18 protein-coding genes are annotated in these 14,490 nt (G+C 32.2%); 11 read left to right on the top strand and 7 right to left on the bottom strand.

Annotated elements, in window-relative coordinates; translation table 11 throughout:
• Positions 1 to 138: 138 nt before the first annotated feature.
• Together IW20_RS01230 and IW20_RS01225 are read right to left on the bottom strand one after the other, a co-directional pair.
• On the bottom strand, positions 139 to 1,296 hold the full coding sequence (locus IW20_RS01230) for an iron-containing alcohol dehydrogenase (RefSeq protein ID WP_035617724.1): 1,158 nt from the start codon (positions 1,294 to 1,296) through the stop codon (positions 139 to 141).
• Between the two features lie 161 nt (positions 1,297 to 1,457).
• Entirely contained in the window at positions 1,458 to 2,222 is a 765-nt protein-coding gene (locus IW20_RS01225) for a type 1 glutamine amidotransferase domain-containing protein (protein ID WP_035617722.1), read from the bottom strand.
• Positions 2,223 to 2,309: 87 nt separating this feature from the next.
• On the opposite strand from IW20_RS01225, the gene IW20_RS01220 reads away from it, so the two are divergent.
• The 11 genes from IW20_RS01220 (at position 2,310) to IW20_RS01170 (ending at position 11,115) form a co-directional block, all read left to right on the top strand.
• The gene (locus IW20_RS01220; RefSeq protein WP_035617721.1) at positions 2,310 to 3,206 is read left to right on the top strand and encodes a LysR family transcriptional regulator; all 897 of its coding nucleotides are present in this window, start codon (positions 2,310 to 2,312) and stop codon (positions 3,204 to 3,206) included.
• Between the two features lie 89 nt (positions 3,207 to 3,295).
• A complete protein-coding gene (locus IW20_RS01215) occupies positions 3,296 to 3,988 on the top strand; it encodes an NUDIX hydrolase (RefSeq protein ID WP_035617719.1) in 693 nt (230 codons plus the stop codon).
• Between the two features lie 73 nt (positions 3,989 to 4,061).
• Positions 4,062 to 4,889 (top strand): ribose-phosphate diphosphokinase, encoded by an 828-nt coding sequence (gene prs, locus IW20_RS01210; protein WP_035617717.1) that lies wholly within the window; start codon positions 4,062 to 4,064, stop codon positions 4,887 to 4,889.
• Positions 4,886 to 5,707, top strand: a complete 822-nt coding sequence (locus tag IW20_RS01205; protein WP_035617715.1) for a TIGR02452 family protein — start codon at positions 4,886 to 4,888, stop codon at positions 5,705 to 5,707. The genes prs and IW20_RS01205 overlap by 4 nt, the downstream gene beginning before the upstream one ends.
• 3 nt (positions 5,708 to 5,710) lie before the next feature.
• Complete coding sequence (locus IW20_RS01200; protein ID WP_035617713.1) at positions 5,711 to 6,238, top strand: NADAR family protein; 528 nt, start codon at positions 5,711 to 5,713, stop codon at positions 6,236 to 6,238.
• A gap of 7 nt (positions 6,239 to 6,245) precedes the next feature.
• Positions 6,246 to 6,716 carry a macro domain-containing protein gene (locus tag IW20_RS01195; protein ID WP_035617711.1) on the top strand — a complete coding sequence of 157 codons (471 nt, stop codon included), beginning with the start codon at positions 6,246 to 6,248 and terminating at the stop codon, positions 6,714 to 6,716.
• A gap of 65 nt (positions 6,717 to 6,781) precedes the next feature.
• Positions 6,782 to 7,417: a DUF4291 domain-containing protein gene (locus tag IW20_RS01190; RefSeq protein WP_035617709.1), complete on the top strand. Its 636-nt coding sequence runs from the start codon at positions 6,782 to 6,784 to the stop codon at positions 7,415 to 7,417.
• A gap of 5 nt (positions 7,418 to 7,422) precedes the next feature.
• Positions 7,423 to 7,965 (top strand): RNA 2'-phosphotransferase, encoded by a 543-nt coding sequence (locus IW20_RS01185; RefSeq protein ID WP_035617706.1) that lies wholly within the window; start codon positions 7,423 to 7,425, stop codon positions 7,963 to 7,965.
• 2 nt (positions 7,966 to 7,967) lie between these two features.
• Entirely contained in the window at positions 7,968 to 8,699 is a 732-nt protein-coding gene (locus IW20_RS01180) for a metallophosphoesterase family protein (RefSeq protein WP_035617704.1), read from the top strand.
• 3 nt (positions 8,700 to 8,702) lie between these two features.
• Positions 8,703 to 9,641, top strand: a complete 939-nt coding sequence (locus IW20_RS01175) for an ADP-ribosylglycohydrolase family protein (protein WP_035617702.1) — start codon at positions 8,703 to 8,705, stop codon at positions 9,639 to 9,641.
• Positions 9,642 to 9,645: 4 nt separating this feature from the next.
• Positions 9,646 to 11,115, top strand: a complete 1,470-nt coding sequence (locus tag IW20_RS01170) for a nicotinate phosphoribosyltransferase (RefSeq protein WP_035617699.1) — start codon at positions 9,646 to 9,648, stop codon at positions 11,113 to 11,115.
• A gap of 260 nt (positions 11,116 to 11,375) precedes the next feature.
• Here the strand turns inward: IW20_RS01170 and nadD are convergent, their stop codons facing one another.
• The 5 genes from nadD to IW20_RS01145 form a co-directional block, all read right to left on the bottom strand.
• Positions 11,376 to 11,957, bottom strand: a complete 582-nt coding sequence (nadD, locus tag IW20_RS01165) for a nicotinate (nicotinamide) nucleotide adenylyltransferase (protein ID WP_035617697.1) — start codon at positions 11,955 to 11,957, stop codon at positions 11,376 to 11,378.
• Positions 11,958 to 12,066: 109 nt separating this feature from the next.
• Positions 12,067 to 12,489: a DoxX family protein gene (locus IW20_RS01160; protein WP_035617695.1), complete on the bottom strand. Its 423-nt coding sequence runs from the start codon at positions 12,487 to 12,489 to the stop codon at positions 12,067 to 12,069.
• A gap of 63 nt (positions 12,490 to 12,552) precedes the next feature.
• Positions 12,553 to 13,125, bottom strand: coding sequence for a guanylate kinase (gene gmk, locus IW20_RS01155; protein ID WP_035617693.1), 573 nt, complete (start codon positions 13,123 to 13,125; stop codon positions 12,553 to 12,555).
• 71 nt (positions 13,126 to 13,196) lie between these two features.
• Positions 13,197 to 14,057: a YicC/YloC family endoribonuclease gene (locus IW20_RS01150; protein WP_035617691.1), complete on the bottom strand. Its 861-nt coding sequence runs from the start codon at positions 14,055 to 14,057 to the stop codon at positions 13,197 to 13,199.
• 57 nt (positions 14,058 to 14,114) lie between these two features.
• Positions 14,115 to 14,468, bottom strand: coding sequence for an arsenate reductase family protein (locus IW20_RS01145; RefSeq protein WP_035617689.1), 354 nt, complete (start codon positions 14,466 to 14,468; stop codon positions 14,115 to 14,117).
• Positions 14,469 to 14,490 lie beyond the last annotated feature (22 nt).

Below are 14,490 nucleotides of genomic sequence, written 5' to 3'. Positions count from 1 at the left end.
TTGTAATGGTTTATGAATTAGAATTTTAGTTAAATGAATTTACAAATTGAGTTAGTTAGTTTTGTTTTAGTATTGTGAAAAGGCGTCCTTAATAAGTTATAAGAACGCCTTTTCTATTTTATTTATGTTTCAAGAAACTTAATAACTCATTTCTACGATTGATTTTACTTTATCTAAAGTAACCAATTGATTTTCTCCTAAACCTTTCCAACCTCTTTCGTCAAAACGTTTTACGATAAAATCGGCTGTTTTATCATAGTCGTTTGTATATTGAGATAGTTTAGTATCCATTCCCATAGTATGGAAAAAAGCTACTGTTTGGTTAATCGCTTCTTTTGCTACTTCATCATCAGAACCCGTTAGGTTAAAAATGCGTCTTCCGTATTGAGCTAGTTTTCCTTTTTTAGTTTCAAACATTACACGATATAAACTAGGGCCAACAATTGCCAATGTTCTTGCGTGGTCAATACCGTATAAAGCAGTTAATTCATGACCAATCATATGTGTTGCCCAATCGCTTGGAACTCCTTTTTGTATTAATCCGTTTAATGCCATAGTACAACTCCACATAAAGTTTGAAGCTAGAGCATAATCAGTAGGATTTTCGACTACTTTTGGACCAACTTCTATTAATGTTTGCAAAATACCTTCGGCAATCCTATCTTGTAAATATCCTTCGTGAGGATAAGTTAAGTATTGTTCCATTACGTGTGTATAAGCATCTACAACACCATTTTGTAATTGTCTTTTTGGTAAAGAAGCAATAACAGTTGGATCGCAAATAGAGAATTTAGGAAATAAAGCGCTACCACCAAAAGCTAGTTTTTCCTGAGTAGCTTCAATAGTTATAACAGCACCCGAATTCATTTCGCTTCCCGTTGCAGGCAACGTTAAAACAGTTCCGAATGGTACTGCGTTTTCTTTAATCAACAAACGTTTTTGAAGAATATCAATCGGATTTCCTTCAAAATTAACTGCAGCAGAAATAAATTTCACACCATCTATTACAGATCCACCACCAACAGCTAGGATAAAATCGATTTTTTCGGCTTTAATAACTGCAACAGCTTTCATCAACGTTTCAAAATGCGGATTTGGTTCAATTCCGCCAAATTCTACAATATCAAAACCTTTTAAATTATTGATTACTTGTTCGTGAATTCCGTTTTTAAAGATGCTTCCACCTCCATAAGCCAATAATATTTTTGCTCCTTGAGGAACAAGATCTTTTAGTTTTTCTATTTGTCCTTTTCCGAAAACTAGATTTGTCGGATTGTATAATTCAAAGTTTAGCATTTTTTTAGAGTTTCTAAGATACTAAGTTGCTAAGGTTCTAAGTTTTTTTGATCCTAGCAACTTGATATCTTTATTATTAATATTTATTGTGGCACTAAGTTTTTAAGCTTTCTTAAAGATATTCAAATCTTAGCAATTTAGGAGCTTAGTGCCTTAGAATCTTATTTGTTTAATTTTTGTAATAATTTTTCAGCAACCAATTTTGATGATGCTGGGTTTTGTCCCGTAATTAATAATCCGTCTTCCACAGCGTATGGTTCCCAGTTTGGTCCTTTAGAGTAAATTGCACCATCTTTTTGTAAAGCATCTTCTAGCAAGAACGGAACAATTTTGGTTAATCCTACCGCTTCTTCTTCGGCATTAGAAAATCCAGTAACTTTTTTTCCTTTTACTAAAAATTCACCATTTACCTTAACGTCTTTAAGAACGCCCGGAGCGTGACAAACAAAACTTACAGGTTTATTTTGTGTGTAAAATGCTGTGATTAAAGCTGCAGAGTTTTTGTCTTCGGCTAAATCCCATAAAGGACCGTGACCACCAGGATAAAAAACAGCATCATAATCGGCAGGATTTACATCAGATAATTTAATGGTGTGTTTTAATTTTTCTAATAAAACTTTATCAGCATCAAATCGTTTAGTGTCTTCAGTTGCAGATGCAGGATCAGCACTTTTTGGGTCTATTGGCGGTTGCCCTCCAAGTGGAGTTGCTATGGTTATTTCAACCCCTTTATCTGCAAGAGCATAATAAGGCGCTGCAAGTTCTTCTGTCCAGAATCCGGTTTTTTCGCCAGTGTTACCCAACTTATCGTGGCTAGTAACAACAAATAATACTTTTTTCATATTTTTTTTATTTACTTTTTGCGCAGTAGTCGTAGCACAATTTATAGTTAATGCGATAATAACAAATAGAGCGATTTTCTTCATAATGTATTTTATTTGATACAAAATTAGAGCAATTAAGGTATTAGTAAAAATAAAATAAATTATGTTTGTGATAAATATATTTATATCATGGTTAATCTAGAATGGTACAGAACGTTTAAATCGGTATATAAAAATGGTAATTTTTCTTTGGCAGCCAAAGAGCTTTTTATTAGTCAACCAGCAGTTAGTCAGCAAATTTCAATGTTAGAAGCGCACGTGGGTTATAAGCTCTTTAACAGAAAATCAAAAGGAGTAGAACCAACAGATTATGCTAAGTTACTTAATAATCTGATTATAGACGCGCTTGACCGTCTCGAAAATGTCGAGAATGGCTTTCGTGCAAAAGCATCCGATGCCAATCGATTAATATCTGTGGGGATTTCTAAAAATCTATTTGCTCGATTGGGAAGTGTTTTAATACCCAAATTCGATTTTATTGATTTTAGTTTCCATGATAACGATACTCTTTTTGAATTAGTAGATGCCAAAAAACTTGATTTTGCAATTATTACCAAACAATTTGATACGTTTGATACGATACAGGAAATTGTAGGGAAGATTAAATTAGTTATGGTTTCGTCTCCACAACTTGATATAAATGATTTTAAGCTAAAGCTAAAAACTAAAAATTCCTCGGATATAGAACAATGGCTTAATGAGCAAAAATGGTATAGTCATGATGCAAGAATCCCGCATGTTAAATTGTTTTGGTTACATGTTTTTAATAAAAAAAGACCTTCGATGGTTGCCAATTATATTATTCCTAATGAAAGCGAAATGCTAAGGGTACTTTCTAAAAACAACGGAATTGGGATAACTTGGAATTGTAATGCAAAAGAATTGATTGAGGAAGGTAAACTACAGTTATTATGGGATAGTAAGGAAATGCCAAGTATTGATGTTTTCTTGTTGTCGGGAAAAAACAGTAACCTGAGTCCGATTTTTGAAACCATTGCAGGAGAGTTAAAACAGGTTTTAAAATGATTGTTCGGTTATGTTTATATTTGATAGAGGTTAAATCTTAATCAGTACAAATAGTATTTATATTTGTGTAAATTTTACGCATTAGAGTTATGATAGAAAATCAAAATATTAGAGTAGCTGTCGACGCGATTGTTTTTGGATACCAAAACAATCAATTATATGTGCTTTTAATTCAGCAAAAATTTGGTTCTACAGAATCGTATTGGGCTTTGCCGGGAGGATTAGTAAAAAATGATGAATCATTGCAAGAAGCAGTAAAAAGAGAGTTAAAAGAGGAAACCAATATTACGGTGAATCACTTTGAACAATTATTTACTTTCGGTGATGATGTTTTCAGGGATCCGAGAAACAGAGTTATTTCTGTAGCTTATTTTGCATTAGTAGATCCTTCGAAGCTAAAAGTTAAAGCCGATTCTGATGCAGATAATGCGCAATGGTTTAAAGTAGATGAGATTCCAGCTTTGGCTTTCGATCATAATTTTATTCTAAAAAAAGCTATCGAAAGATTAAAAGCTAAACTTACTTACGAACCAATCGGATTTGATTTGTTGCCAAAAGAGTTTCTGTTTTCTGAATTGGAGAATTTATATTGTACGATTTTGGAGAAAGAAATTGATAGAAGAAATTTCAGAAAAAAGATTTTAAGTTACGGGATTATTCAGGAAACAGATAATTTTTCTCCTAATAAAACGGGAAGACCTGCAAAATTATTTAAGTTTAATCAGCAGAAATACAATGACTTATTGAAAGAAGGGTTTCACTTCGAAATTAAGTTTGCGTAAATTTTACACAAAATAATTGTTCGTATAAATATTAAATGTATATTTGCGTATAATTAACGCAAAACCAAAAATTATGATACTTAATTTAGACCCAAATTTTAGACCTATTACAGGACAAAAAGAAATAGATTTTAAAAGTTTTACTTTTTCTGGAGGAGAACCACATATCAAAATCAATCCTGATTTTGATGTCAATCAAAAAATAACAATTACACATAGATTAAATTCATTCAACGATTTAGGATTGTTGTGCCTTACGGTTGATGCTTTAAGAAGAATGGATGTAAAAGTTATTGATTTGTTTATTCCGTATTTTCCAGCAGCAAGACAAGATCGTGTAATGATAAAAGGAGAACCATTATCTGTAAAAGTATATGCAGATATTATAAACGCCATGCAATTGAACAAAGTGTTTGTTTTTGATGCACATTCTGAAGTTACGCCAGCTTTGGTAAACAATTGCGAAGTAATCCCGAATCATACTTTTATAGCAACAGTTATTAAAATGATAGGAAACGATGTAAAATTGATTTCTCCTGATGGTGGTGCTTTGAAAAAAATCTACAAAGTTTCAGAATTTTTAGGAGGAGTAGATGTTGTTGAATGTAGCAAAAGTCGTGATGTAAAAACAGGAAGATTATCTGGCTTTAAAGTTTATGAAGAAGACTTAAAAGGAATGGATTGTCTTATTGTAGATGATATTTGCGATGGTGGAGGAACCTTTGTAGGATTAGCAGAAGAATTAAAAAAGAAAAACGCAGGGAAATTATATCTAGCTGTAAGCCACGGAATTTTCAATAAAGGCTTTGAAGTTTTAGATTGTTTCGATAAAATATTCACAACAAACTCTTTCAAAGATTTTGAAGGCGAAAGTGTTGAGGTGATAAAATTAGAATTATGAATAAAAATTATAGAGTAGAAATAGCAAATAAAACTTTAGAAATCATAAAGAATGGTTTTTATGAATATAAAGGAAAAAGGATTGTCATAGATAAAGAACTTGAAGAATCCATAGGAAATACGTTTACAATTTTGCCAAACGATTGGGAAGCAATCTTGAAAAACCCAATTGAAAATAAGTTTGAAACAGAGATTGTAACAAAAAATTGTTCAACAATTGAAGCAATTGTTCAAGAGGAAAACGGCAAAATTTGCGTCTTGAATTTTGCTTCTGCAAAAAATCCAGGCGGTGGATTTTTAGGAGGAGCTTCGGCTCAGGAAGAAAGTTTAGCTAGATCTTCAAATCTTTATGAAACACAAATCAAAGACAAAGTGATGTATGATTTTAATAGAAATCAGTCTTCATTTTTATATTCAGATTACATGATTTATAGTCCGAATGTCTTGTTTTGGAATGATGATAGCGGAAACTATTTTGAGAAACCATTAGTTGCAGACATAATCACATCGCCAGCGCCAAACAAAGGTGCGATGTTGCAACATAATAGAAAAGAAGAAATCGCAGAGATAGAAAAAGTTTTTAAAAAAAGAATAGAAAAAGTTTTGGCAATTGCTTTAAAGCAAAAAAGTGACACTATTATTTTGGGAGCTTGGGGGTGTGGCGTTTTTAGCAATGAAACCAAAGATGTAGCAAACTTGTTTAAAGAAGTTATTACAGAAAAATATGCAGGTGCTTTTAAAAAAATAGTTTTTGCAATATTTGATAATTCTGAAAAAAAATCAAATTTTAAGTGTTTTGAAGATATTTTTAAAAAATAAATCATGAAATACATTATAGAAAAACTAACATCAGAAAGTAATTTTTTATTTTTCTGGGGACATCAACCCAACAAAGATGGAAAAATTTCTAAAACTTGTTTTAGCCAGTGGTGGTTAAGTTCGTTTGTAGTTGATAAAGTTAATTACAAAACTGCTGAACATTGGATGATGGCAAAAAAAGCAGAACTGTTTGAGGATAGCGAAACTTTAGCAAAAATTCTCTTAGCTAATTCTCCTGCTGAAGCTAAAAAGTTAGGTAGAGAAGTTAAGAATTATAATGATGCTGTTTGGTTAGCTAATCGATATGAAATTGTGAAGCAGGGAAACTATCATAAATTCAGTCAAGACAAAAAATTAAAAGAATTTCTAATCAATACAAAGGAAAGAATTTTGGTAGAAGCGAGTCCTGTTGACCCAATCTGGGGGATAGGAATGGCAAGTGATCATAAGGACATTCTTAATCCTGAAAAATGGCAAGGACTTAACCTTTTAGGTTTTGCTTTGATGGAAGTTAGAGATGAATTAAAGTAATAGAATTATGAAAGAGATTAAATATATAAAAGGAGATGCTACTTCTCCTCAATCTGAAAATAATAAAATAATTGTTCATATATGTAACGATATTGGAGGTTGGGGAAAAGGATTTGTGATGGCTATTTCCAAAAGATGGAAAAAACCAGAAAATCAATATAGAGAATGGTTTAAATCAAAGGATGATTTCGAATTGGGTAAAGTTCAATTTGTTCAGGTTGAAGAAGATCTTTGGGTAGCAAATTTAATTGGTCAGCACAAAATTAATAAGGATGAGAATGGAAATGCTCCAATAAGATACGATGCTATCAAAGAAGGTTTAAAAGAAGTTGCTCTTTTTGCAAACAAAAATGAAGCTAGTATCCATATGCCAAGAATTGGTTGTGGCTTAGCTGGTGGAAAGTGGGAAGAGATTGAGCCTATTATCTTGGAAACACTTTCTGATAATAACATAGAAGTAACAGTATATGATTTTTAGATAAAATTAAAAATCAATCTGTTTCAATTAAAATAGCACAATGAAGATATTGTGTACAAAATAAAATGAAAATAGAATTAAAAAAATATGATGAGCAAATTACAGCATGGCCAAAAGCAGGCCATCACATTATGGCTCAATATGACGATGAAGAAATAATAGTTTATCAATCATACCGAAAAGAAATAGGAGATTTTGCAGTGAAAAATCAGTTTTTTGGAGGAGAATTTAGTCTTACCAGAATGACATGGATTAAACCTAATTTTCTGTGGATGATGTATAGAAATGGTTGGGGAACTAAAGAAGGACAAGAAGTGGTGCTGGCAATTCATCTTAAAATTTCAGCTTTCAATAAGTATTTGCAAAATGCAGTTTATTCGTCTTATGATACGTCACTCGGAATGAGTCGTGAAGAATGGCAAACAGAAGTGAAAACTTCATCTGTAAGATTGCAATGGGATCCGGATCATGATCCTTATGGAAATAAATTAGAGAGAAGAGCGATTCAGATTGGTTTAAGAGATGATTTTATAAAGTCGTTTGCAAAAGAAGATATAGTGCTAATCGAAGATATTTCAGGTTTTGTAAAAGAGCAATATTCATTTGTTCAGAATCAACAATTAGAGAATCTGATGGTTCCCGCTGAAAGACCTTTCCTTTTCAAGGATGAAGAACTGAATAAGAAATTAAAAATTTCATAAAAATTATGAATGAAAAAATAGCAAAAAGCATTAGCAAATTCCTGAGTTTAGTACTCAGACATTCGCCAGAAACCATAAATTTAAAATTAGATGAGAATGGTTGGGCTGATGTAGAAGAATTGATTGCAAAATGCTCGAAAAACGGAAATACATTAAATTCAGAACTTCTGGATTATGTAGTAGAAAATAATGATAAAAAAAGATTTGCTTTTAATGAAGATAAAACTAAAATAAGAGCAAGTCAGGGGCATTCAATTTCGGTTGAGTTAAACCTGAATGAAGCAGAACCTTCGGAGTTTTTGTATCACGGAACAGTTGGGAAGTTTATGGAAAGCATCAAAAAAGAAGGACTTCAGAAAATGAGCCGCCAACACGTACATCTTAGCCAGGATAGAGAAACTGCTATTAAGGTAGGTGGAAGAAGAGGAACTCCACAGATTTTAAGCGTTAGGAGTGGTGCGATGCACAGAGACGGATTTAAATTTTATTTGTCTGAAAATAATGTTTGGCTAACAGATGCCGTTCCTGCAAAATACATTGAATTTTAATCATGAAAAGGACTTTGGTAATTGGTGACATTCATGGCGGATTAAGAGCTTTAATTCAACTATTGGAGCGAACCAATATCAATGTAAATGATAGATTGGTTTTCTTAGGAGATTATGTTGATGGTTGGAGCGAATCTGCAGCAGTAATTGATTTTCTTATAGAATTGAATAAAACACATAGTTGTATATTTATTAAAGGAAATCATGATATTTGGTGTCAGGAATGGTTACAATCAGGAAAGCCAAATAATATTTGGTTACAACACGGAGGGACGGCGACAATAAAAAGTTATGAAGATTATACTTCTGATAAAATAACAGAGCATTTGTCCTTTTTTGAAAGCATGAAAGATTATTATATCGATGAGCAAAACCGCTTATTTATTCATGCTGGATTCTCCTCGATGCATGGTCCGGAAAAAGAACATTATTCGAGTAATTACTCTTGGGATAGAACATTGTGGGAAATGGCTTTGACAATGGATAAGCGAATAAAAAAAGATTCGCTTTTATATCCCAAAAGATTATTACTTTACGAAGAAATATACATAGGGCATACACCAACATTAAACTACAACATCGAAGATCCTATGCAAGGATGTAATGTTTGGAATATTGATACAGGAGCTGCTTTTCATGGAAAATTATCCTGTATAGATGTTGAAACAAAAACATTTTGGCAAAGTGATATAGTTCAGGAATTATATCCGAACGAAAAAGGAAGAAATAAATAGAAGATGGAAAGTAAAATAGAATCTGGATTATTTGGTTTGGCAATTGGTGATGCTTTAGGCGTTCCTGTTGAATTTTATTCAAGAGCTTCCCTAAAAGAAAATCCTGTTTCTGACATGATTGGTTATGGGACCCATTATCAACCTTTAGGAACTTGGAGCGATGATAGTTCTTTAGCTTTTTGTTTAGCCGAGAGTTTATGTAGCGGTTTTGATTTATCTGACATAGCTAGAAATTTTGTGAAATGGTATAGTACGGAATTATGGACACCACATGGACAAGTTTTTGATATTGGAATTGCGACAAGAAATGCAATTCATAATATAGCAAAAGGTCACGAAGCAGAATTCTGCGGAGGATTTGAAGAAAAAGACAATGGTAATGGTTCGTTGATGCGTATTTTACCATTAGTATTTTATCTAAAAGACAAAGAAGATATTGAAATTATTTATCAAAAGGTAAAAGCCGTTTCATCTATTACTCATGCACATTTCCGTTCTGTATTTGCTTGTTTTATCTATGTGATTTATTGTTTAGAAATTTTAAAAGGAAAAGAGAAAGTAGAAGCGTATAAAGAAATGCAGCATATTGTTTCTAAATTTCTAAGAGATAAAAAGTTTAATCCAATAGAAATTCAGTTGTTTGATAGAATTTTAAAGGATGATATCTCTAAATATTCAGAAGAGGAAATTCATTCATCAGGATATGTACTTCATAGCTTAGAAGCGAGTTTTTGGTGTTTTTTTAACTCCAATTCATATGAAGAAACAGTTTTAAAAGCAGTTAATTTAGGAGGAGATACAGATACCACAGCTGCAATTGCTGGAGGATTGGCAGGTATGTATTACGGAATAGAAAATATTCCAAAAAAATGGATTGAGAATTTGGTTAGAACCAATGATATAAAAGATTTAGCAGAACGATTATCAAAAAATATAAATTAATATTATGAACCCACTATTATTAACAGACGGTTATAAAGTTGACCACAGAAGACAATATCCAACAGGAACATCATTAGTATATTCTAACTGGACACCAAGAAAATCTAGAATTGAAGGAGTTGATGAGGTTGTGTTTTTCGGATTGCAATATTTTATCAAAAAGTATATTATTCAGGATTTCGATTTATACTTTTTTAAACAACCAAAAGAAGAAGTTGTAAAAAAATACGCTCGTAGAATCAATAATTATTTAGGCGAAAACCAAGTAGGGACAAAACATATTGAGGATTTACATGATTTAGGATATATTCCGATGGTTTTTAAAGCATTGCCAGAAGGAGCAAGCGTTCCTGTTCGTGTACCTATGTTTACGATGTATAATACAATGCCAGAGTTTTTTTGGTTAACAAATTATTTTGAAACATTACTTTCGGCAGTAGTTTGGTTGCCTTGTAACTCTGCAACAATTGCTAAACAGTATAGAGTTGTACTTGATAAATATGCACAAGAAACTTCGTCTGTTCCAGAGTTTGTAGATTGGCAAGGACATGATTTCTCTATGAGAGGAATGGGAGGGATAGAAGCGGCTGTAACATCTTCTGCAGGGCATTTATTAAGCTTTACAGGTTCTGATACTATTCCTGCAATTGATTTTCTAGAAGAATATTATAATGCCAATTCAGATGTTGAGTTAGTTGCTGGATCTGTAGCAGCAACCGAGCATTCTGTAATGTGTATGGGAACTACAGAAGGAGAATGTGAAACTTTTAAAAGATTAATTTGCGAAGTTTACCCTAAAGGAATTGTTTCTATCGTTTCTGACACTTGGGATTTATGGAAGGTGTTAACCGATTATTTACCTCGATTAAAAGAAGAAATTCTTTCTAGAGAAGGAAAAGTAGTAATCAGACCAGATAGTGGGGATCCAGTTGATATTATTTGTGGTAACCCTAATGGTAAAACAGAACAAGAAAAGAAAGGTGTTATTGAGTTAATCTGGGACGTTTTTGGAGGAACTACAAATAGCAAAGGATATAAAGAATTAGTGCCACAAATTGGGGGAATATATGGTGATAGTATTACTGTAGCGAGAGCAACTCAAATTTGCGAAAGATTAAAAGCCAAAGGTTTTGCATCTACAAATGTGGTTTTAGGGATTGGTTCATTTACGTATCAATACAATACCAGAGATACTTTTGGTTTTGCAATGAAAGCTACGTATGGTGAAGTAAACGGAGAAGGAAGAGCCATCTTTAAAGATCCAATTACGGATGATGGAACTAAAAAATCTGCTAAAGGATTAATGAAAATTGACTTAGTAGATGGTGTATATCAATTAACCGATAATGTTTCTTGGGAAGAAGAGGCCAAAGGAGAGTTAAAAGAAGTCTTTAGAGATGGTAAATTATTAATCGACCACTCCTTGTCAGAGATTAGAAACAACGTAAAAAAAGAAGAGCTTGCTATAAGCTAACTAATAAAGAAAAAGCCTAAATGAAATTAACATTTAGGCTTTTTTATATAATACAACGAGTTGTATACAATTGTTTTTAACGCATAGAAACATAGTTTTGTACTCTTAAAAATAGGCGTTTCACTTATTTTGAACACACAGAGTTAGCTATGCGAGAGAAATGTTTTTCTTTTTTGCTTTCTTTTTAACGACACATAAAATCTATGTTTCTATGTGTTAAATAAGATTTTGCGAATTATATATAAAACGAATTAATGTAATTATTTCTTGTAGAAATTATTATGATCGATATATTCCCAGACTTTCTCGGGTAATAGCGGTTGAATATTTTTTCCTTCCTTAATATTATTACGAATAAAAGTAGAAGATATTTCTACAATTGGTGCATCTATTAAATGAATTTTAGGATGATTTTTTAGTTCTAAATTCTCTACTTCAGATGAAATTCGAGGATAAACATAAATGTCATAATTCTCAAGAATTACTTCATAGTTTTTCCATTTATGAAGTGTTTTCAAGTTGTCTTCGCCCATAATCAACGAGAATTCATGATTAGGATATCTTTCTTGTAAATGAACTAATGTATTTACAGTATAATTAGGCTGAGAGAGTTTAAACTCAATATCCGAAGGTTTTAACTTATCAAAACTATCTGTAGCGAGATGTACCATTTGCAAACGATGATAATCATCTAGCAAAGTATCTTTCTTTTTAAGAGGGTTATGTGGTGTTACTACCATCCAAACCTGGTCTAAATCCGCATGTTCTGCCATGTGATTGGCAATAATAAGATGCCCAACATGTATGGGATTAAAGGTTCCGAAATAAAGACCAATTTTCATAAAAAAGGTAATTTGTTTGATAGAATAAATAGCAATTAACTACATCAATAATATGATGAGGTAGTTTCTTTTTTACTTTCTAATTGTTCTAAAATAATAGCTATTAAGCTTAAAAACGACTCTTTTTACCAATAAAGTTGTCTATTGAGAATTTACCGCTTCCTGTTACAAAAAGAAGTAAATAAAATAATAGGTACAAAATTGCCATTTCTTTAACATCGATTGGATCAGCTCCATGAACAACAAATACAGCAACTAACATTGTTACAATTAAAGGTATTGAAGCAAGTCTGGTTCCTAAACCTATCGCGATAAGAAATGAACATACAACTTCGGCAAAAACAGCAAGACCTAAAGAAAGCATGCTTCCTACTCCTAGAGGATCAGGAAATTGAATTTCGCCACCAGCTAAAAGTGTATTTAACTTTGGTAAACCATGAAAAATCATCAATGTTGCAATCGTTAATCGGATTATAAGAATAATAAAATCTACGTTAGTTTCGTTTCTTTTTACTTGAAATAATCTATTCATGATAGTACTGTTTTTTATTTTAAAATAATTTGGAGTTGTATGTTGCTTTTTTAGAGCGTGGTATTATTTATTAATAAATTCTTTTACCAATTGGTAAGCTTCTTCTTTAGCAGTGTCCAAATCGTAGTTTTTGATGATTTTATCAAATTGTGGAGCAGTTGCTAATTCTACAGATGCTTTTGCAATACGCATATTGATTTTGTCTTCACTTTCGGTCGAGCGTTTTTTCAAACGAATTTTTAGCTCATCAATACTTGGTGGTTTTACAAAAACTGCAAGAGTTTCTTCTGGGAATTTATGTTTAATACGTAATCCCCCTGAAACGTCAATATCAAAAATTACATTCTTGCCTAAAGCCCAAATACGTTCGATTTCGCTTTTTAAAGTCCCGTAAAAATTATCACGATATACTTCTTCCCATTCCAGGAAATCTTCTGCTTTAATGTGTTTTTTAAATTCTTCTAATGAAATAAAATAATAATCCGTTCCATGTACTTCCTCTCCACGAGGTTCACGCGAAGCTGCCGAAATAGAAAATTCTAAGTTTAAATCTTCTTTACTTAATAAATGTCTAACGATGGTTGTTTTTCCTGAACCGGAAGGTGCTGAGAATACGATTAATTTCCCTTTTTTCATTACTTATGCTTTTGGCTTCAAGCTTTATGCTTTAAGCTTTTATTTATGATATCTTTTCTGGTTTCTAGTTTTTACAAAACATTCAAAACCTGCTCTTTAATTTTTTCAAGTTCATCTTTCATCATCACAACCAATTTTTGCATTTGAGCATGATTAGATTTAGATCCCATTGTGTTGATTTCACGACCCATTTCTTGGGTTATAAAACCTAATTTTCGACCATTGGCTTCAGTGCCTTCGATAGTTTCAAGGAAATAATCAAGATGATTGGTTAAGCGTACTTTTTCTTCGGTAATATCTAATTTCTCTAAATAGTAGATAAGTTCTTGTTCAAAACGATTTTCATCAACGTTTACCTGAAGTTCAGAAATTGCAGTTTGCAAACGATCTTTAATAGCCTGAACACGTTCTGGGTCTAATGCCAAAGCATCTGTCATGTACTGACGGATATTACCTATTCGTAACTGAAATTCTTTTTCAAGAGATTCACCTTCGTCTTTTCTAAAAGTTAAGATGTTTTGTAAAGCCTCTTCAATTACAGTTTGAATTTGCTCCCAATCATTTTCATCTATTTCCTCACGTTCCGTTTTTAATGTGTCTGGCATACGAATAGCCATTTTCATTAATTCGGTTTCATCGGCATCTGGATAAACCTCTTTAAGTTGGTTGATATAAATTCTCACGATAGGAACATTTACTTTCGTAGATGTTTGTTCAGAAGTACTTTCGATAAAGATTGAAAAATCGACTTTACCTCTTTCTAATTTCAATGCAATCTGATTGCGTAAACCCAACTCCATTTCTCTGTAAAGTGAAGGCATTCTAACATTAAGGTCTAAACCTTTACTGTTTAACGATTTTACTTCTACAGTAATTTTTTTTGTTGGTAATTGCAAAGAAGCTTTGCCGAACCCTGTCATGGATTGTATCATATAATTGGATATAAAGGGGCAAAGATAATGAAATATTTGGTGTATTGTTGTTGAAGGTTATTTGGTTAAAACCTTCATTACCTGCAAGATATTTTGTTGTGAGTTGCCAATGTATATTTTTTCGTCAATAATAAAGACAGGACGGCTCAAGAAAGTATAATGTTCTAATATATATTTCTTGAAATCAGCCTCAGTCAAAGATTTGTTTTTTAAATCCATAGACTTATATAATTGAGCCTTTTTGCTAAATAAAGCTTCGTAACTACCAGAAAGTTGGTACATTTCTTCAAGCTCAGCTTCAGTAATTGGATTTTGCTTGATATCATGAAAAACCAAGTCATTATCTTTAGGTAATCCTTTTATTATTTTGCGACAAGTATCGCAAGAAGCGAGGTAGTATATTTTGTTCATATTATCAAAGTTTAGAGTACAA

Origin of the sequence: Flavobacterium hydatis, assembly GCF_000737695.1 — a bacterium.
In the GTDB taxonomy this organism is placed as follows: domain Bacteria; phylum Bacteroidota; class Bacteroidia; order Flavobacteriales; family Flavobacteriaceae; genus Flavobacterium; species Flavobacterium hydatis.
This window is presented reverse-complemented; position numbering and strand designations above follow the sequence as displayed.